This is a genomic window from Acinetobacter sp. ANC_7513, assembly GCF_056779915.1.
Genome location: NZ_JBWYIW010000001.1, coordinates 621,584 through 640,773, shown reverse-complemented (window position 1 = coordinate 640,773; position 19,190 = coordinate 621,584). Strand labels below are relative to the sequence as shown.

Below are 19,190 nucleotides of genomic sequence, written 5' to 3'. Positions count from 1 at the left end.
GTTTTATTTTCAAGGGATTTAACACATGGCACTCTTGCAAATTGCTGAACCTGGACAATCAAGTGCGCCACATGAACATCGCATTGCTATTGGTATTGATTTAGGTACGACCCACTCTCTTGTAGCAACTGTGCTTTCTGGCAAACCTAAAGTTCTAAACGATGAACAAGGTCAAGTGTTACTTCCTTCTATCGTACATTATGCTGAAAACTCTACTGTGCTCGGCAATGACGCAAAACCGTTTATAACTCGTGACCCACAGAATACTATTGTCTCTGTAAAACGTTTTATGGGACGCTCAAAAGCTGATATTAAATTTCAACACCCATATCAATTGGTGGGTGAAGACAATCAGATGCCTGCTTTTGAAACAGCGCAAGGTCGTAAAACACCTGTCGAAATTTCTGCTGAAATTCTAAAAAATCTAAAAGATCGTGCTGAAGCAAGTTTAAAAAATCCCATAAATGGTGCTGTCATTACAGTACCTGCCTATTTTGATGAAGCACAACGTCAAGCCACACGAGACGCTGCACAGCTCGCTGGTTTAAACGTACTGAGATTATTAAACGAACCTACAGCAGCAGCTGTAGCGTATGGTTTAGATCAAGCAACAAATTTAAGTACAGATCAAAATTATGTGATTTACGACTTAGGTGGTGGTACTTTCGACGTCTCCATCCTACGTTTCTCACAGGGTGTATTTGAGGTACTCGCTACAGGTGGACACACTGCACTTGGAGGCGATGATTTAGATCGTCTTATCGTCAAGTGGGCTAAAAAATCACTCAATATCGAGACCTTAGATGATAACGAGTATGCACACTTCCTTGTTGCAGCACGTAAAGCGAAAGAAGCTTTATCGGACCAAGATCAAGTTAATCTTCAGCTTTTAGAAAACGAATTAACTTTGGATCGTTCAACGTTTGAAAGCATCATTAAAGTTGCTCTAGATAAAACGATTTCAGTGTGCAAACGAGTATTACGTGACGCTAAATTGAAATTAGACGATATAAAAAATGTCGTTTTAGTAGGTGGCTCTACTCGCTCTTATGCGGTACAAAAAGCTGTAGCAGAAGTATTTAGTCAAGAGCCTCTGTGTACCATTAATCCAGATGAAGTCGTTGCAATCGGTGCTGCAATTACTGCCAACCAATTAATTGGTAATAGTACAGATGGTTCTCTACTACTTGATGTAACACCATTATCACTTGGTATTGAAACCATGGGTGGACTAGTAGAGCGATTAATTTCACGCAATACTGCAATTCCTGTCGCTCGTCGTCAAGAGTTCACCACGTATCAAGATGGTCAAACTGCGATGTTAATCCATGTTGTCCAAGGTGAGCGCGATTTAGTAGAACATTGCCGTAGTCTCGGACGTTTTGTTTTACGCGGCATCCCACCGATGACTGCTGGTCAAGCACGCATTGAAGTGACTTATCAAGTCGATGCTGACGGTCTCTTATCGGTATCTGCTCGTGAAACAACATCTAACGTCTCAGCTCAGATTGATATTAAACCATCGTATGGTTTATCTGATACTGATATGGAGCGCCTACTGGTTGATGGTTTTAAATTTGCAGCAGAAGATAAAGCCCTTCGTCATTTACATGAAACTAAAGTTGAAGCTCAACGAGAACTTGAAGCTCTTTCTCAAGCGCTTAAAGCTGATATTAAACTCTTGACTGAACAGGAAGCTCAGGATTTAATTTCGGCACAAACTCATTTGGCTCAACAACTTGAAACTTCTGATATTGAAGCAATTGAAGCTGCTGTTGCTGCGTTAAAAGTTCATAGTGATGCATTTGCTGCAAAACGAATGAATCAACATATTGATCATGCTCTCAAAGGCACTAAGCTTGACGATTGGTCAAACTCAAACTAAACATAGGTAAAAATTTATGCCACGTATTAAAGTTCTTCCACATGCGCAAATTTGCCCTGAAGGTGCTGAGTTTGAAGTTGAGCAAAATGCCAATCTTTGCGAAAGCCTTCTAAAAAATGGTATCAAAATTGAACATGCTTGTGATATGTCTGCAGCTTGTACGACCTGCCATGTTATTGTTCGTAAAGGTTTTGATGGTCTTGAAGAAATGAATGATGTAGAAGCAGATTTACTCGATCGTGCTTGGGGTCTAGAGCCAGATTCACGTCTTTCTTGCCAAGTAAAAATTGAAAATGATGATTTAGAAGTTGAAATTCCGAAGTACACGATTAACCATGCTTCTGAAAATCATTAATCATTTGTAAAACCATATAAAAAAGGTCACTTAAGTGACCTTTTTATTTGTGTAGATATAAAATCCTAATTTAGATATTTTACTTCATCAGATAGTTTTAATTTCACAATACCAGAAGAGTTGGTTAAATCCTGCTGAAGTTTAATACGTTCAATCATTTTTTCTAAAACTGCGATTAATTCAGCATATTCGTAATTTTGTACTTCTTCCATATTCAGTACCAGTTGAAACCCTTTGTACTCATAATCAAACCAATGCTGATGGGTTTGCTTGGTGCTATATTTTTCCATGACCTGCCAACTTTTAATTGAACCATGAATCCCTTTCAGCTCTATAGGTTCCTGAGGTGCACAAAGATAATAGTTTTTAACTAACTTATAAGTCTCATCCGAGATTAAAATTTCATCAATTTCTGCAGCATTTTGAAGTCTTGCAGCTAAATTCGCATCCCGCCCAACAATGGTATATGCCATTCGATGAACTGCGCCATAGTTACCAACGTGACAATAACCTGTACTAATGCCCATACGTATATGCAATGCTGAGTATCCCATTTTCACCCAGCGTTCACGCAAAAATTTCATTTGTTGACGCATTGCCATCGCCATATCGATGCAATTTTTGGCATCCTGCTCAACCCCTTGCGAATCTGGATCTCCAAAGAAAATGAGAATCGCGTCTCCCATAAACTTGTCAATTGTTCCACCATATTGCTTGGCAATTTCAGTCATATGGCTCAGATAGTCATTCAAAACAAAAGCTAAGTCATCTGGAATAAGAGTCTCTGAAAGCTCAGTAAACCCCTGAATGTCAGAGAAAAAAATCGTAATTTTTTTTCGTTTATATTCAAGTTTCGCTTCAGTTTCACCACGCATGATTGATTGCCACAATTGAATTGGTGCATAGCGGCTTAACTGATTCGATAACTCAATATATCGATTCATTTCTTTAAAATAAGTTTGACGTTGAACATCTAATTTTTTTACACGTCGATTCTGATAATAATTAGCAAAATTCACAAAAAGAATCGCACATATACACGAGACTACGGACAATTCGATTGAAGTTTGCTGGAAATAATCTTCAAAACCAAAAATAAAAATTGTACAAATATAAAAAACAATGATCGCAACTAAAATTGCAATCGAACTCACCATCATCGAAATTTTATTATTAACGGCGGTAAACACCAATCCAAACAGGAAAACAAATGTTGGCAACAAACTTAAATGCACTGCTGCTAAGGCGGTAGCTACAACAACTACATCAATAATAAAGAACGCAAAACGTCTGGTTTTACTGCCATAACGATATTGGATACTGTGTGAAATTCGGGGTGCCAATAGAATCAGCAAGAAAATAAATAGAGGGTATAAAATCTGATAATTTTGGTTTTGTGAAGTGAAATAATAGATCACAACAAGAATCGCGATCATCACATACCCCATCATCCTGAGGAGTACTTCAAACTGCTGTGGCTCTTTATCCAGCATTCGTTCAAATGGCAATTGCTATTACCTCAATTCACATTATTTTTATTCTTCCTTGAAATTGACGTATTTACTCCATACGCCAATCGAAAGGCATGTCACCTTGACCACGTAGCGCGAGCATGAGCGTTTGACGCATATGCGCTAAAACATCATTACTGTAAGGAACTGCAGGTGAAGCACCCCAAACAGGCTTAGGCCATGCAGAATCATTCTGATAACGAACTACATGATGAAAATGAAGTTGAGGAACCATATTTCCTAGTGCTGCAACGTTCATTTTATCCGCACGGAAAACTCGAGATAATTGACTAGATAACCAGCTAGATTCTCTTAAAAATTGTTCTTGGTCTGCTTGGCTTAATTCATATAATTCAGTTACACCAGGAACACGCGGTACCAAAATCAACCATGGAAATTGCATGTCATTCATTAAACGACAAGTTGAAAGTGGAAAGTCGCCAACAAAAAAAGTATCTTGAGCAAGTTGTGGATGCAAACTAAACATATATTTATAAATGACGCAAAAATTAAATGGATAGCTAATACTAACACAACAGTTTTAGACTGAGTATTATTAGTCATGTGTTTCGATACAAAAAAATATGTATTTCATTGATTTGAATCTCACTCATTCATTGCAATGCATCGCTAAAAAATCAACCTATAAGGTTGACTGTCAGCCAGTGCATTTTGAGCAATGAACAAGTCTAGATTCAAGCCCAACTTAGATCAGTTGAGCCCTCTCATCAACTCATCTAAAAGATCATTAATAAACTGAATTCTTTTGTCATTTTCCTCAAGCATAACCATCACTTTCAGACGTTGACCACCGTCCATTCTAAAAAATGTCGGATGTTTTTGCATCATTTGGATAATACTCATCGCTTGAACAGGAGTATCAGGTGAAAATTCAATTTGGCCACCCTGCTTACTCAAGTCAATCTTGGTAATACCTAATTTTTCTGCTTTTATACGCACCTGATGAACAGTAAAAAGATATTTCACTTGTTGAGGTAGCAAACCAAAACGATCGATAAGTTCCATACGGATGTGATCAAGTTTTTCTTGTGTATCCGTATTACTAATTCGCTTATAGAACAATAAACGCTGATGCACATCACCTAAATATTCATCTGGAATTAATGCAGGCATATGTAAACTAATTTCAGCCGTGAGTGACAAAGGGGCATCAAAGTTAGGAGTCTTACCATTTTGGATAGCTTTAGTCGCTTTCTCAAGCATTTCCATATATAGACTATATCCAATTGCATGCATTGAACCACTTTGTTGCTCACCTAAAAGCTCGCCTGCTCCACGTATTTCTAAATCCTCTGTTGCCAATACAAAACCAGCGCCTAAAGTAGAAGCACGCTGAATGGCATCAAGTCGTTTTTCAGCATCACCTTTTAAGCCTTTAATAGACGGAACCATCAGATACGCATAGGCTTGATGATGAGAGCGCCCCACACGACCACGCAGTTGATGAAGTTGTGCCAAACCTAGCTTGTCTGCTCGCTCGATGATAATTGTATTGGCATTTGGTACATCAATTCCCGTTTCAATAATGGTCGAACACACCAATACATTATATTCTTTATGATAAAACTGCTGCATGACCTGTTCTAACTCACGCTCACGCATTTGACCATGCGCAACTGCAACCCGAGCTTCAGGAACTAACAACCGAATATTTTCAGCCGCTCGTTCAATGGTATCCACTTCATTATGCAAAATATAAACCTGACCACCACGTAATAGTTCACGCAAGATCGCCTCTTTCATCGTGGCATCGGTCTGCTCATTGACAAAGGTCTTAACAGCGAGACGGCGTGCAGGTGGTGTAGCAATAATTGAGAGGTCACGCATACCTGAAAACGCCATATTTAAGGTACGCGGGATTGGCGTAGCGGTTAGCGTCAGCATATCTACATCGGCACGCATCGCTTTAATACGTTCTTTATCTCGCACACCAAAGCGATGTTCTTCATCAACAATCATCAATCCAAGTTGTTTAAACTGGACATTTTCCTGCAAAATTTTATGCGTTCCAATGACGATATCAACTTTACCCTCTGCCAAATCTTCGATCGTTTTTAAGTGTGTTTTATTTGAGCCAAATCGAGATAACACTTCAATACGGATAGGCCAATCAGCAAATCGATCTTTGAAAGATTCATAATGCTGTTGCGCAAGTAAAGTTGTTGGAACTAAAACAGCAACTTGCTTATTGTTCTGTACAGCAACAAAAGCAGCTCTCATCGCTACTTCTGTCTTACCAAATCCAACATCACCACAGACTAAACGATCCATTGGTTTAGCTTGTTGCATGTCGTATAAAGTCGCTTCGATAGCATTCGCTTGATCAAGCGTTTCTTCATAAGCAAAACCACTGACAAACTGCATATAAGTAGTGTGATCTAATTCAAATTGAATACCTGGTTTTGAGTGGCGTCTTGCTTGAATATGAAGAAGTTCGGCTGCAACATCATGTATCTGTTCTAGTGCTTTGCGCTTAGCTTTATTCCAAGCATCAGTACCAAGTTTATGCAGTGGTGCTAAATCAGGATCACCTCCACTGTATCGACTAATCAGATGCAAATTGGTGACAGGAACATAGACTTTGGCATCATCAGCATAATTAAGTTGCAAAAATTCGTGGTCTTGATCATCAATACATAAAGTCACTAATCCCGCATAGCGACCTACACCGTGATCAATATGAACTACAGGAGCACCTATACTTAATTCAGTTAAACTTTTAACTAAGAACTCTTCAGAAACTTCATGCTGGCGTTTTCTACGGCGTTGTACAACACGATGCTCATAGAGTTGATTTTCTGAAATGACAGATATTTGTCCTTTAATCTCCAAGCCACGCTCAAGTGGTGCATGCGTTACTGCTACTGAATATTGTTGATTAATAAACTCCTGATAATGCTCTACAACAGGAATTTCACCCATACTTGCTCGCAAGGAGTCCTTTAACGATTCACGACGTCCCGCACTTTCAGCGACGAGTAAGACAGGGTGTTGCGCAGCATCAATAAATGATTTTACAGCATGAAATGGCTGTTGATGTTTAGGCTCTACCGCTAAACGAGGTGGCTGTTCAGCAGAGGTATTAATTACACCCGCTTTAGGTTCAAAAACTTCGTCAGATGCGATAATACGAGGAAACTGATTGAGTTGTTCAAAAATTTGATTTTGTTGAAAGAAGATTTGTTCTGGAGCTAATAAAGGTTGATCAACATTATGACGTCGGTCTTCATAACGCTGATAAATATCTTTCCAAAATTGAGTTAATTCACTTTCAATATTGCGATCTGTAATGACAATGGAATGATTTGGTAAGTATGATGTAATACTACTTTGTTCTAGCATTTCTTTTTTTGAAAAGAACAGCGGAAAGTAATAGTCCAATCCCGGTGAAGATATACCCTCCATTACATCCTGATAAATTGGATTTTTTTTCGGGTTCGCCGTTGGAAACTCTTCAGCATAACGGTCTCGAAATTGAGCTCTACCTTCTTTTAAAGGAAACTCTTTAGCTGGTAAAACCTTAAAATGTTCAAGTTTCGTCGTGGTCCTTTGAGTTTCTGGATCAAAAAATTTTAAAGAATCAATTTCATCATCAAACAAATCTATTCGAATTGGAGCATCTTGCCCCGAAGCAAAAATATCAACTAAACTTCCCCGAACAGCAAATTCTCCATGATCATATACAGTATCGACCAAATGATAACCAGCCTGAATCAGGCGTTGTTTCTGCTTTTCTAAATCAAATTTTTGCCCAACGCTAATATCAAAATGCTCACCTAACACCCAAGACGTCGGCGCAACACGTTGTGCCAAAGTTGTGCTTGAAATGAGTAGTATCCCTTTTGCTGGCATATTAGAGAGCACTGATAATCTTTCTGAGACAATATCTTGATGCGGAGACAACCGATCGTAAGGTAAGATCTCCCAATCTGGAAAGATCGTGGGCTTCACACCATAAAATTCAAGTTCACTCTCAAGTTGAGCTAAATGTTGATTATTTCTAGCTACCAGAACAAAGAGTCGATCAGAGTTTTGACTTATTTCTTTTAAAAGCAAAGCGATGGCAGAGCCTTTAAGCGCCCCTAACCATCTTTTTTCGCCAGATTTTATTTGTGATAGATTAAGTTGAGAAATTTCTTTTTGGAACATGAAGATCGCTTTAAAAGTCTGGTAGGACATTGCACTATTTTATCATGTTCAAAATCGAGAATGAGTTATTTTTAGATATCACAAACATTCAGTCGCAAACATTAGCGCTCACGTTTGAATTCACGATAATAATCATTGAGCAATATCACGAATTTTTTTAACTGTTCTAGATTCTGTTGATTATTACCTAATCTCGTAGTAAAACGACCTGTATTCAACTCAAGATCTATTTTCTCTTTGATCAACATTCCCCGATAAAATAAATTTTCCAAATCATCAAAACGAGTAACCTTTCGGTTCGAAAAATATGACAATCTTTCATTTAGTTCATTCAAAACAACGTCATCGATAATATATCCTAATTCAGGATCATAACGAATTTGATGAGTCTGTAAATAAACTTGCTCAGCCGATGGTTTTTTTTGAAACAAATCAGAAATTTTTTTAAACATAGTTTGGGAAGAAAAGCTGAAAACTCAAAATGATGGTCTATCTTAGCATCTGGTCACGAATACACCTATATTCATGACCAAAAAGCACTCAAACTAAAATTAACCGTAATTTTTTCTTAAATATTCTACAATCTTCTTCGATTCGAACAATTTTACGCCTGTATTAGGATCAACTAAATACGGGACTTGTATATCCTTCCCCTTGCGATTCATTATCTTTACAACCTGCTCGCGTTTACCGCCAGCCAAAGGAATATATTTCCCAGGCTTCAATCGTAAAATCGCTGGTCCTTGATCCTGCCAACGTTCTTTAGCAACATTATGAAACTTAAATGGTAATTCAAGTTCTGTGAGTTCAGCGCGCACGATTCTGGTGTATGGACTCGCTTCAAACCCCCACAGCTCAATTAAATGCTCGGGTTGTGGTCTCTGCTTAATCGCTTTATTTATAAAAATCCCACGAGCACCATTAATCAGTGTTCCAGCTAGAGCAACTACAGGCAATTTGGGGTAGTGTGAGAATTGCTTCGGTGTTTGACCTGTCTCACCATAATGCTTAAAAAGATAGTGAATAATATCCTGAGACTCGTAAAGTTTAGCCCCAGTATTTTCATCAATTAAAAAAGGAAATTGAATCTTACCACCAAGTGTTTTTACTTGATCTCGATAGACCCTTCCACCTTTCGGACAAGGATACACTTCGTAGTCAAGATTAAGTAAAGTCAACACCTCTCTTACACGACGACAGAATGGTGATCCTTCAAATTCGTAAAGCTTTAATGCTTTTTCTGGCTGTTTAGGAAAAGGTGTACCTGAAGTCCCACGTCCACCTTCTGCAACAGCTGAAGCTAGCGCCTGAGCCACTTTTAATTGATGAATCACCATACTGATTACCTCGTTTTTGTTTTATTTAAATTAATCGACTAATTTTGTCTTGGACACAATAATTCCATTATTGTCTGCATAGATATAATCACCTGGTTGGATTGTGATATTTCCAATTTGAATCGTGATATTGGTTTCGCCCACCCCTTTGCGATTACTTTTTTGAGGTATAGCCGCAAGTGCGTGCACGCCTAGATTTAAACTCGCAATGGCATCAACATCTCTAACACAACCATTAATAATGACACCACTCCATCCATATTTAACGGCAGACTCAGCAATCATATCTCCCATCAATGCACAACGCATGGAAGAACCACCATCTACAACTAAAACTTTGCCTTGCCCATCTGTAGCGAGTAACTCTTTTACTCGTGAATTGTCCTCAAAACATTTAACAGTGACAGCTTCACCCCCAAAGCTTTTTACACCGCCGTAACTTTTGAAGAATTTTCCATCAATAGATGGATACAATACTTGAATATCTAAATCAGGATGGTCATCCAGTAAATCACACGTCACAAATGTTGGCGTTGTCACTTTTTATACCCTCAGTTATGTTTTTGAATCTCTAAATTATCATAAATCTTAATTTTTTCATTTTGAGTTCTTGCGCTCACGACCATAGTATTAGCGACTTGCTCTGCTGTCACTGGCTTATATTTGAATGTATTTGGCAGAAATTGCGATACTCGCTTGAAAATACTCTGAGAAATATCTTCGAGTGTCCTTGTTTCAGCTCTTTCACCAATTAAGAGTGAAGGTCGAATGATCGCCAATTGATAGAGTGATAATGATTTTAGATAATTTTCTAACTTTCCCTTCACTTGATTATAAAAGAATGGAGATCTTTCATTCGCACCTTCCGCACTTACAATTGCAAAAAAAGTATCGGTATTCACGAGCAAATCAGCAAAATGAGCATTTATCTCAAAATCGATATTGTAAAAATTTTCTTTAGAGCCTGCTTTTTTAATTGTACTTCCTAGGCAACTAAACGCATGTGAGAATCCAGAAGCGTCCTCATCATTTAACATTGAAAAGTCATCAATGACCAACTGATCAACTTTAGTGAACTTTTCAAATTGTTCATCATGCTTACGAACAACTACGACAATTCTTTCGCAATCTACCAATTGATTCAAATGATTTACCAAAGATCGACCAACTAAACCAGTTGCCCCTATAACTATTGCACTTTTAATATTTTTAATCATTTTTTCGCCATTCCTTCCAATATTCATATAATCTAACGCGCTAACCGCATTTTATCTGCATCAAAAATGTTGTCAAAGCATGTCAAGACTTGACTTTGCCGCATCATTTAATCACAATATGGCACTTGTTTACGGGCTGGTGTAAATTCTTCTAATGTTTGTATTTAGTTGAAATTTCAGCCCGCCCAGACCAATCAATTTCAAGGAGTGCACGAGTGGCAAACTCTGCTCAAGCAAAAAAACGTGCTCGTCAAAACGTTAAAGCACGTAAACACAACGCAAGCTTACGTTCTATGGTTCGTACTTACCTTAAACGCACAGTAGCAGCGATCGCTGCGGGTGACTATGCAGCAGCTTCTGAAGCTTACAAAACTGCAGTACCTGTAATCGACCGTATGGCTGACAAAGGTATCATCCACAAGAACAAAGCTGCTCGTCATAAGAGCCGTTTAAATGCACAAGTTAAAGCTTTAGCTTCTAACTAAGTTGCGTTAAAAAAAGCCCTTTAAGGGCTTTTTTTATATCTTAAATTTATCAACAATACTTAAATAATATTAAAATTACTATCTTTCTTGCTCTACAAATTCACGAATAGACAGCTCATTACGTTCACCACGCCATATCCATTTCAATTTTGCATCTATGAATGCTTCACCTTCAAACCAAACAAACAAACCTTCCATCATTTCTGGCCAATCCTGCTGAATAATCTGTGTTTTACCTGAAATCACAGCCAGAATACCAGCCAGAATAGTGTCATGGCTAACCGCCAAACTTAATCCATGATTCTGTTGAGGGTGAGTTTGATAAAGCAAATGTAAAACATCAATCACACCTGTAATTGGCTGCTTCATCCCAGGTAAAGTATTGTTTACAAAGCTATTGATAAATCCCAAAGCACCTTGTTGCTTAAAATATGGCGCAGCTTGCTCGATATCTAAAACGAAGCTACCAGGCTCGACCAAAAGCCCCTGCTCAACAATTTTAATATGATGGGTATTTGACTTAGGATTGATTTGATCAGCACCTTGAATCATCAGTGCTGCAGTATCAATACAACGTTGAATTGGACTAGAAATACAGTGTTCAATCACACGATCTGTTTGATCAATAAGATAAGCCCCCCAAGCCTGCGCCAGATCCTTACCTTGATCTGTTAATTGCAAATCATATCCAGCGAGTCCTTGACCCACTACCATTTCACGAATTGAGTGGCGAGTAAATAGTGTAACAGGCACAGCAACATCGGGCAGTAAATCAACCGCTCTGAGCATACTTGGAGGAAGCAACTTCAGCGACATAATAATTCTAATAAATGAAATTAATTTGACTATAACACGATGAAATTATAGTTCCACTCCCCTAAAGTACATTTGACAACGCATCTAAAGCCAATTGCCTCATTTCAGGATCACGATAGGCGATAAAACCATTATTCAAAACAGTATCACGCTGATTATAGGTAAATGGCACAGAATCCAAGGTCAACAAACCACCTCCTATGCTCTCTAGCAAGCCTTGTCCAGCACTAGTGTCCCACTCGGAGGTTGGATGAAATCTTGGGTAAATATCTATTTCACCCTCAAGCATCATACAAAATTTATAAGCACTTCCAGCTTCACGACGTATAACCGGTATTTCTCTTTCAATATAATCAATATAGTGTTGATACTTAGGATTTTTACTACTATGACTCAGCCCAATTTGGATGGCATCGACTGGTGAGGCTTTAAATTTGCAATATTTTTCCCAAATATTGTTCATAAATGAATATTTATAAGGAAGATCCGTCAAATAGCCCATATACATAACTTTCTCAGTCGGCACGACTATGACTGAAAATACAGTTTGATGGTTCTGAATAAGACTCAGATTAATTGTAAATTCATCACGTTCATGAATAAACTCCTTCGTACCATCCAAAGGGTCTAGCATCCAACATTGAGGCCATTCATGTCGCTCTGAATAATCACTTTCTTCAGAAATGATCGGAATATCAGGTGTAAGTTTTGCAAGCTCTCTGAGCAGATATTGATTGACCTTTAAATCTGCTTGAGTTACAGGAGAATGGTCATCTTTTTCGTTGATTTTAAAATCACGTCCAGCACAATAGTTTTGATATTCTTCTAATAATATTTGGCTTGCAACAGCCAAAATCGGAACCAAATTTAACATTTGTTGATCTTGGGGAGCATGCGTTGTGATAAACATGGATAAAACCTATTTTTTCTGGCGCTACACACTCTAAGCACGACGATCATATTAAGAACCTCAGCCTAAAATGCAGCGTGATTTAATTTGCATTGTTGGATTTATATTTATAGTAGCAAACCTATAAAATATAACCACTTTGAAACACATAACCCATTTCAATCATAAGAACTCTAACACTTTTAAAACAAAATCCGAAGCGTGATTGCCAACAACCCTCAATACATCTTAAATAACACCCGCAATAGTTCCAAAAATCAGAGCGCGCCTTAGAGTCAGTATCAACATAAAAAAACAAGCCTTCTTAAAGAAGGCTTGTTTTTTATTTTTGCTCTTTGACTGGACTTTCAGGCTGTTCATTCGGTTTTTTTACAGGCTCTTTATTTTTAAAAGAGTCCTGATTCCCTTTATCCTCATTAGATTCTTTGTGTGGTTTCGAACTATTATCATGTTTTGTCATACTTAAAACTCCTATGCACCATTTTCAAAAAATATGATGCTTTCATAGCGACTTCTATACTATTTTTGTATTCATTATCAAGATCTAAATTTGTGACCTCACACATCTAATTCGATATAATACGAATGGAATGAAATATAGAAGTCACCACGCACACCCATTCTTGAAGTTCAATTTTAAAATGCTGATGCGAGTCCAACCTTTTGCATCAAATGATGGTGTAAATCGATATTTAAATAACACCCATTTTGTTGTTTTTATTTGTGCTAAATTGCAACAATACCTGAGGAAAGATGAATGAATAAACCCATCATCATGTTCGACATGGATTGATATATTTACAAACAATTGATTTATATAATTAATTATACACATATTTTATGATTTTAAATTTTATGTACACACTCTTGTACACATTAAGATTTTTGATTAAATCACATATAATTTTAGTGACTACAAAAATGAGCTTAAAAAATGGCACTAAGAAAAATCTTCATCAAGAAGAATGGAAAATTTCTAGCTTATAAAGATATTGTTGATGAATCGGATTACTGGGAAGTATCAGAGCTGGACGCGCAGATTAAAAGCGGATGGTACTGGACTGATGATGAAGAAAAGGCAAAGACTTTTATTGATACTGGTGTTGCTGAAAAAATATTGTTGCGCAATAGAGGTGAATTTTGGAATGGGGCTAAGGTTGTAAAGTGAATACGAATCCTATTAATTTTTCAATAGCAGTTTGCTTATGGGTAATTGTATTATCTCTTTATGCAACATTACTTATAACTAGTAATGATTCTACTTTTGCTGAATATTTATCTGGATTTTCAACCTTAGGGGCTGCATTGATAGCTAGCTTCCTTTATACGGATTGGAGAAAACCTATTTTAGTATCTAAAATAGGAATAGAAATTGAAAAAATAAAGACAACTAGAAGATCATTTAAACAAAATTTAGTCGACTTGCAGCAGTTTTTAAACTCAGTCCAAAAAAGTCCATCAACACTTAGTGATGATAATTCTTATGATAAATATAAAAAAATCATTAATTTGATACTTGACGACATGGAAGATTTGAATGATTTACTCATTTCCTATAAATGTAATTTTAATTCAAATAAACCTGATGATTTAAGCCAGTTAAAACTTATAGAAGATACAACTCAAATATTAAGCGAGCTACATTCTATATTCACTACCCCCGATTTCGATTCAGATTATGTCAACTCCTTCAAACACGTAAATAGCAAAAAACGATCAGGTGATCTAAAAAAATTATGCACTCATATAGTTTTCAAACTCCATGATGAGCTATCGACGTATTATTCCAAATTAATAAAATAAGCCCTCACTTTGAGGACTCATTAATAATCTTCACTATCGCTTCGTGTTTGCGTGCACATGAGCCATATTTAATTCGATCATCAATCATTACAGGTAAGATATCCTTACCTGTCGATCCTTCTAATTCACGCAAGTTTTCACAACGTGTTTTAAGATTCGCTGGTATATCGTAGATCGTTAACGAGTTGCATCCCGTCATCATCAAAACAAGAGTTGAGATAAACAGTACGCTCAATGATCTTTGGCACTTCAACTGTAATTTTTTCGACTCGAACTTTTTCTTTTGATTCGCGCTGTTCATATTCTTCACTCACCTCTTTTGCAATTTCTCGACCACGTTTTTCGGCATCTAGATAGGGTTGGACTGCCTCATCAATTTTTCCTTGGCATGTGATTTCAGCATTTAAAACCTTGTTATCCGCAACCGTACGGTGATATTTCTGCCAACCTAAAGAGATCAATAAAATCACGATGATTGCTAGCAAAACATAAATAATCAGTTCATAAAATTTGGCTAAAAATGCTGACATTAATTAACCTCCATACATTTTTTTATGCGTAATTCTTGACGTTTCCAAACCCCATAGCAGTTATTGCTTCTAACTCGGCAATCTTGCAACACGCCCTTAATACGTACCTTTCGCCAGGCTTCTAAAGATTTACAGGCTTGAACATATTTGCCTTGCTTAAGATTTTTAAGCATCGAAGATTGGGACCATGCACCTGTACCGAATTGGTATGTGAAGTCCATATAAAGATCGTATTCTTCTTGAGAAAGTGGAACACCCAACAGAGTTTTATTGAAGATCTTTGCATCTTTACTCATGTGATTGACGAGCAATTCAGTTGCGCGTTTCTGAGTGATTGGAGGGTCTGTCATTTTGACCTTTTGACCATTTTCGTAAGTTGTGGACCCTGTACCGATCGTTGGTACACCTCCACTATCTTTATAAGGTTTTAAAATAGTTCCTTCTTGGTTTTGAGTAAAATAAACCCCGCCTAACGAAATTACTGATACCATAGTGACCGCAATCTTAGTTTTCTTTTGCATTGCTCATCCCCATAAGTTTCTGCATTTGAAGGCGATGTATTTCTTTTTTTCTTTCTTCTTCCGCTTGCTCTCGCTTATTTTCTTCGCGCTTGTAATGCCAATTTACAAGAAATCCAAAGATACTGACAATCAAACCACCTATACCAATTGCTAAGCCAATAAATGTAATTGGATCGAGACCTAGCCACTTGGCACCAGCAGCTACACCTGCAGCGCCAACAGTTGCTTTGGTTGAAACGGATGTCACTGCGGCACTCGTTTCAATCACACTTTGTGCATGCTCAGACATGCCGCCCCCTTTTTATTGATAATAAAAAACCCTGATCTAATTAAAGATCAGGGTTAACGCAGGTTTGTTGTTAATTTCTGATACACAAAATCTCAAACCTATAAGGTTTTAATAATTCCAAAAAAAATACCTCTTTCACTGAACAACTATATATGTGGCGAATCCAGATATGCCATCACGAATAAAGCAATGACTAATTTTAAGTCATCCATATATTCCCCCTAAAAAAAGGGTGCCTATTCCTAGACACCCATATGTAAATTTTGTAGCTGTGGACGCAGCTACCGCTGCATCAACTGCCAACTGCGCCTTTTCGGATATTAAGTCCCCTAAATTTTGGTAATAAAAAACTCAATCTCATTAAAGATCAAGGATTCAAATGATATGCTGTGTTTTAATAGGAATACGCCGATTTTAAAGGCAATAAAAAAGCGCAACTCGAAGGTCGCGCTTAATATCACTTCAAAAACTAAGAAGTAAAACCACCCCTAAAGGGCTTCTCAAATACTTCTAACTCTAAATGTCAATGTCTGAGTAGAGATAGCCGCGGAATACTTAGAGTTGTTATTAATCTGGTAACTCACAGTATCATCAGCAGTAACGTAAGCAATAACATCACATCCATTTAATGATCCACTCGGTGAAACATCAACAACATCGCCAACTTTTGCACCTGCAACCGTAATATCATAACGTTCAGTCGCACTGTTTGATACGATTGTTTGTGCATATATAGTAATTGTTGCGTACCTCTGCTTATGAGCCGTTGGTTTAACATAATGATATATATCGACAGGTGAGTTAAATGTACTTAGGCTTGAACCAACAATATTACCAGACATAAACTCGATTTGATTTTTTACAGTTGTACTTTCAAAAACCTTTAGCGTGTCAAAAATACAAGATGTAAAAAACAATTTTGCGGTGAAGCTTGTTTGTAAACTTAGCGTACCTGTGAATTTGTTACTAAAATCTGTACTAAATCGCCCCATTCTCGTGATTGTAGAATAAACAATGCCTTCGGAGTTGTTGCCGACAGTACCTCCTTTGATTGTAAAATCACCCGTTGTTACATTCGACCAAGTAAAGTCTTCACAGTCTGATACATCAAGGATGTCACATTCGATATTTTGAATTAGAGGTCTAAACTGAGTTGGCTCTACAGTTGTGGTGTCTTTTATGTTTTTTAGTGTTAGTTTACGCAACCAACCTTGATCGCGTGAGAACCTTATTAATGATGAATTTCCAGATGTTGTGCCGTTTTTAAACTCTATGGTGTCAATTTCAAGGTCGGTTTTTAAAACAGTGTTTACTTGCGATGGGTCAATGCAATTAATAGCCACCATTGGTACACCACCTGACGCTTTAGTTGTGCACGGTTTAGAATTGATAATTCTAACTTTATCCCAGTGCTTATAAGTTGTCGGCTGTTCATCAACAGCGTAATGTGAGCTATAGATTAGCGCATAGTCGGACGAACAATTATCAAGCGTTAAAGTACCATCTGCGTACGGAGTATCACCACGCAAACCAACCAACGCAACCCCAAAACTATCACAATCACGTAAAGTTAATGACCCTCCTGCTATATCCACTCCTCGTGTCGTAAACGTAGCCTTCTCAACAACATAATTGTGACCCCAGTGATCATCGATCCCCCCGAGTTGTGGCATGATAAAGTTAATATTGCGCCCATGCCGCCCACCATAACCACGCTCTTTGCGTAACGTATCCACACCGTCTGTGTAAACAGGCTTAATAAACAGCATAAACCCACTCCGTATATTAAAAAGTGGGTATGTTGGTTCTGCGCTTGTATTAAATTTACTCAATGTTGGTGCAATCCAAGTAAATTCAGCGCAATCCGCGAACTTCACACCACTTCCGATAACGTGCTCCGAGCCTTCCTTACTCACTTGAAGATTTACAATTGTTTTCCCATACAAACGTCTGAATTCTACAAACGCATTTTTTTGTGTAGCGCCAGCAGAGTTAAACAACTTAACTTTGAAGTTCGTATAAGTGTTTTGTTGGGTCTTTTTAATAAGTTTAATTTGCAGCTTAGATGCGTCAGTGTAATCGTGTAAAACTGTATCTCTTAAAATACAGCCATGAGTGACAAACTCATTGATTTCTTGCTTTGTATATGAATCAATTTGCCCAACCCTGACAGTCGTAATTTCTGTTGATTCTAAGATAACCAGATAGTCTGTTGGGTCAAAATCTAGAGTTGTAAAGTGTAACTGGCTATCTCCCTTTTTTGGCAATACAGAAAGTGCAGAACCTGAAATAGTACGTGAAAGAGGTGCTGAAAACACAATTAGGGCATTAGCCACTCCTGCGTTCACATAGGTAGTCGCTCTGTTGTCTATGTTGATTTGTTTAGTAATCTCAACATAGCTAGACACGTAGTTATCAATATCAATGATTAGAGTGTCACCATCACTTAAGGCATCATTGATTGCCTTCCAAGCTATTGCGCTATCAAAATCAGGGTCAGGCTTAGCACCTAAATCACTAAGTTTAACCGTACTACCCCTAACCCACCCTGTCATATCTAAATTCGGATCGGTGGTATTGTTTGCAACAATTGATCTTACAATGCTGCCATTGTCGAGCATGACACGAGAGTTTAGCTCGTATCCAGCAACCTTGTTTCGCCATTTTGCACCATTGTAATCATTAACCTCTTGCTGCGTCTCACCACTCGCACTGACAACAAAAGAAGCATCCCACCCCTTATCTACAGCAATTTGCGCCAAACGCTGCATCAAATAATTGTAATATTCATCCAGCTGATCTAGTGCTACACCCTGCTTACGAATCTCTTCCATGAGATAAGCACGAAGCTCATTATCTTTATCATCCACATAGGTCTTTAGATTGTCGATATTTTGCTGAAGTTGAGCATCTTGCTGGTCAACATGAGTAGATAGGCTGTTAATATTATTTTGTAATTGCGTATCTTTTTGGTCGATATAGGTTTTTTGTTCACCATGCAGTCGATCTATATAAAGCCGAAGCAACCAACCAGTTACACCTAACTCCTGTAGCTTTAGCCAAACCCGATCAAAATCTCCATTTACAGAATGTGGCCGGAATGAATTATTGTAAGATTGATAATCTGTCGTCCGACCAAATGGAGTATTTCGCTGCAAGGTAATCTTCTTACCAGCTGCTGGTGCAGTGATGAATACCACATTGCCCTCGGTCAAACTCCATGTTGCAATCGGTGGTTCTATATCATCAATTAATACGATTAAATGATCTTTTGATTCACACTGGAAACCTAATGAGAAGCTTTTTGAGCTTCCGTTTCCAGTGTGTTCGATATACGGCGTTTGCTCAGGTACTGCCATGT

General features: G+C 37.8%; 19 protein-coding genes. 5 read left to right on the top strand and 14 right to left on the bottom strand.

The window, feature by feature from the left end; genetic code table 11:
• Window positions 1–25 precede the first annotated feature (25 nt).
• Complete coding sequence (gene hscA, locus AC1M9B_RS03095) at window positions 26–1,885, top strand: Fe-S protein assembly chaperone HscA (protein ID WP_481587493.1); 1,860 nt, start codon at window positions 26–28, stop codon at window positions 1,883–1,885.
• Between the two features lie 16 nt (window positions 1,886–1,901).
• Window positions 1,902–2,240: an ISC system 2Fe-2S type ferredoxin gene (gene fdx, locus AC1M9B_RS03090; RefSeq protein ID WP_035263630.1), complete on the top strand. Its 339-nt coding sequence runs from the start codon at window positions 1,902–1,904 to the stop codon at window positions 2,238–2,240.
• 65 nt (window positions 2,241–2,305) lie between these two features.
• Here fdx and AC1M9B_RS03085 read toward each other — a convergent pair whose 3' ends face one another.
• The 7 genes from AC1M9B_RS03085 to AC1M9B_RS03055 all read right to left on the bottom strand — a co-directional run bounded on the left by AC1M9B_RS03085 (window position 2,306) and on the right by AC1M9B_RS03055 (window position 10,475).
• Window positions 2,306–3,748, bottom strand: a complete 1,443-nt coding sequence (locus tag AC1M9B_RS03085) for an adenylate/guanylate cyclase domain-containing protein (RefSeq protein ID WP_035263632.1) — start codon at window positions 3,746–3,748, stop codon at window positions 2,306–2,308.
• A gap of 52 nt (window positions 3,749–3,800) precedes the next feature.
• The gene (locus tag AC1M9B_RS03080; protein WP_035263634.1) at window positions 3,801–4,238 is read right to left on the bottom strand and encodes an HIT domain-containing protein; all 438 of its coding nucleotides are present in this window, start codon (window positions 4,236–4,238) and stop codon (window positions 3,801–3,803) included.
• A 224-nt stretch (window positions 4,239–4,462) separates the two neighbouring features.
• Window positions 4,463–7,921 carry a transcription-repair coupling factor gene (gene mfd / locus AC1M9B_RS03075; RefSeq protein WP_481608637.1) on the bottom strand — a complete coding sequence of 1,153 codons (3,459 nt, stop codon included), beginning with the start codon at window positions 7,919–7,921 and terminating at the stop codon, window positions 4,463–4,465.
• A gap of 101 nt (window positions 7,922–8,022) precedes the next feature.
• Window positions 8,023–8,373 (bottom strand): hypothetical protein, encoded by a 351-nt coding sequence (locus AC1M9B_RS03070; RefSeq protein WP_035263638.1) that lies wholly within the window; start codon window positions 8,371–8,373, stop codon window positions 8,023–8,025.
• Window positions 8,374–8,472: 99 nt separating this feature from the next.
• Window positions 8,473–9,258: a glutathione S-transferase N-terminal domain-containing protein gene (locus tag AC1M9B_RS03065; RefSeq protein ID WP_481608532.1), complete on the bottom strand. Its 786-nt coding sequence runs from the start codon at window positions 9,256–9,258 to the stop codon at window positions 8,473–8,475.
• Window positions 9,259–9,288: 30 nt separating this feature from the next.
• Entirely contained in the window at window positions 9,289–9,798 is a 510-nt protein-coding gene (rraA, locus tag AC1M9B_RS03060) for a ribonuclease E activity regulator RraA (RefSeq protein WP_035263643.1), read from the bottom strand.
• A gap of 11 nt (window positions 9,799–9,809) precedes the next feature.
• Window positions 9,810–10,475, bottom strand: coding sequence for a Rossmann-fold NAD(P)-binding domain-containing protein (locus tag AC1M9B_RS03055; protein ID WP_481608531.1), 666 nt, complete (start codon window positions 10,473–10,475; stop codon window positions 9,810–9,812).
• Between the two features lie 215 nt (window positions 10,476–10,690).
• Between AC1M9B_RS03055 and rpsT the strand changes: the two genes are divergently transcribed.
• Window positions 10,691–10,960 carry a 30S ribosomal protein S20 gene (rpsT, locus tag AC1M9B_RS03050; RefSeq protein ID WP_035263646.1) on the top strand — a complete coding sequence of 90 codons (270 nt, stop codon included), beginning with the start codon at window positions 10,691–10,693 and terminating at the stop codon, window positions 10,958–10,960.
• Between the two features lie 78 nt (window positions 10,961–11,038).
• Here the strand turns inward: rpsT and AC1M9B_RS03045 are convergent, their stop codons facing one another.
• The 3 genes from AC1M9B_RS03045 to AC1M9B_RS03035 form a co-directional block, all read right to left on the bottom strand.
• The gene (locus tag AC1M9B_RS03045; protein WP_092766340.1) at window positions 11,039–11,776 is read right to left on the bottom strand and encodes a histidine phosphatase family protein; all 738 of its coding nucleotides are present in this window, start codon (window positions 11,774–11,776) and stop codon (window positions 11,039–11,041) included.
• A gap of 61 nt (window positions 11,777–11,837) precedes the next feature.
• Entirely contained in the window at window positions 11,838–12,686 is an 849-nt protein-coding gene (locus AC1M9B_RS03040; protein ID WP_180027811.1) for a 3'(2'),5'-bisphosphate nucleotidase CysQ family protein, read from the bottom strand.
• A gap of 322 nt (window positions 12,687–13,008) precedes the next feature.
• Window positions 13,009–13,146 carry a hypothetical protein gene (locus AC1M9B_RS03035; RefSeq protein ID WP_171076720.1) on the bottom strand — a complete coding sequence of 46 codons (138 nt, stop codon included), beginning with the start codon at window positions 13,144–13,146 and terminating at the stop codon, window positions 13,009–13,011.
• A 474-nt stretch (window positions 13,147–13,620) separates the two neighbouring features.
• Here AC1M9B_RS03035 and AC1M9B_RS03030 point away from each other — a divergent pair, with 474 nt between their 5' ends.
• Both AC1M9B_RS03030 and AC1M9B_RS03025 read left to right on the top strand, forming a co-directional pair.
• The gene (locus tag AC1M9B_RS03030; protein WP_481608530.1) at window positions 13,621–13,854 is read left to right on the top strand and encodes a hypothetical protein; all 234 of its coding nucleotides are present in this window, start codon (window positions 13,621–13,623) and stop codon (window positions 13,852–13,854) included.
• Window positions 13,851–14,489, top strand: coding sequence for a hypothetical protein (locus tag AC1M9B_RS03025; protein WP_481608529.1), 639 nt, complete (start codon window positions 13,851–13,853; stop codon window positions 14,487–14,489). The genes AC1M9B_RS03030 and AC1M9B_RS03025 overlap by 4 nt, the downstream gene beginning before the upstream one ends.
• Before the next feature lie 149 nt (window positions 14,490–14,638).
• Here the strand turns inward: AC1M9B_RS03025 and AC1M9B_RS03020 are convergent, their stop codons facing one another.
• From AC1M9B_RS03020 to AC1M9B_RS03005, 4 genes are all read right to left on the bottom strand, one after another.
• Window positions 14,639–15,019, bottom strand: coding sequence for a hypothetical protein (locus tag AC1M9B_RS03020; RefSeq protein ID WP_481608528.1), 381 nt, complete (start codon window positions 15,017–15,019; stop codon window positions 14,639–14,641).
• On the bottom strand, window positions 15,019–15,540 hold the full coding sequence (locus tag AC1M9B_RS03015) for a glycoside hydrolase family protein (RefSeq protein ID WP_481608527.1): 522 nt from the start codon (window positions 15,538–15,540) through the stop codon (window positions 15,019–15,021). The genes AC1M9B_RS03020 and AC1M9B_RS03015 overlap by 1 nt, the downstream gene beginning before the upstream one ends.
• Window positions 15,524–15,829, bottom strand: a complete 306-nt coding sequence (locus AC1M9B_RS03010) for a holin (RefSeq protein ID WP_481608526.1) — start codon at window positions 15,827–15,829, stop codon at window positions 15,524–15,526. The genes AC1M9B_RS03015 and AC1M9B_RS03010 overlap by 17 nt, the downstream gene beginning before the upstream one ends.
• Window positions 15,830–16,329: 500 nt before the next feature.
• Entirely contained in the window at window positions 16,330–19,188 is a 2,859-nt protein-coding gene (locus tag AC1M9B_RS03005; RefSeq protein ID WP_481608525.1) for a hypothetical protein, read from the bottom strand.
• Between the last annotated feature and the right edge of the window lie 2 nt (window positions 19,189–19,190).

Coding starts and splice junctions, on each gene's coding strand:
- AC1M9B_RS03035 (WP_171076720.1), bottom strand. CDS start 13,146: ATGACAAAACATGATAATAGTTCGAAACCACACAAAGAATCTAATGAG.
- mfd (WP_481608637.1), bottom strand. CDS start 7,921: ATGTTCCAAAAAGAAATTTCTCAACTTAATCTATCACAAATAAAATCT.
- AC1M9B_RS03065 (WP_481608532.1), bottom strand. CDS start 9,258: ATGGTGATTCATCAATTAAAAGTGGCTCAGGCGCTAGCTTCAGCTGTT.
- AC1M9B_RS03070 (WP_035263638.1), bottom strand. CDS start 8,373: ATGTTTAAAAAAATTTCTGATTTGTTTCAAAAAAAACCATCGGCTGAG.
- AC1M9B_RS03015 (WP_481608527.1), bottom strand. CDS start 15,540: ATGCAAAAGAAAACTAAGATTGCGGTCACTATGGTATCAGTAATTTCG.
- fdx (WP_035263630.1), top strand. CDS start 1,902: ATGCCACGTATTAAAGTTCTTCCACATGCGCAAATTTGCCCTGAAGGT.
- AC1M9B_RS03010 (WP_481608526.1), bottom strand. CDS start 15,829: ATGTCTGAGCATGCACAAAGTGTGATTGAAACGAGTGCCGCAGTGACA.
- AC1M9B_RS03040 (WP_180027811.1), bottom strand. CDS start 12,686: ATGTTTATCACAACGCATGCTCCCCAAGATCAACAAATGTTAAATTTG.
- AC1M9B_RS03045 (WP_092766340.1), bottom strand. CDS start 11,776: ATGTCGCTGAAGTTGCTTCCTCCAAGTATGCTCAGAGCGGTTGATTTA.
- AC1M9B_RS03080 (WP_035263634.1), bottom strand. CDS start 4,238: ATGTTTAGTTTGCATCCACAACTTGCTCAAGATACTTTTTTTGTTGGC.
- AC1M9B_RS03005 (WP_481608525.1), bottom strand. CDS start 19,188: ATGGCAGTACCTGAGCAAACGCCGTATATCGAACACACTGGAAACGGA.
- AC1M9B_RS03020 (WP_481608528.1), bottom strand. CDS start 15,019: ATGTCAGCATTTTTAGCCAAATTTTATGAACTGATTATTTATGTTTTG.
- hscA (WP_481587493.1), top strand. CDS start 26: ATGGCACTCTTGCAAATTGCTGAACCTGGACAATCAAGTGCGCCACAT.
- AC1M9B_RS03055 (WP_481608531.1), bottom strand. CDS start 10,475: ATGATTAAAAATATTAAAAGTGCAATAGTTATAGGGGCAACTGGTTTA.
- AC1M9B_RS03030 (WP_481608530.1), top strand. CDS start 13,621: ATGGCACTAAGAAAAATCTTCATCAAGAAGAATGGAAAATTTCTAGCT.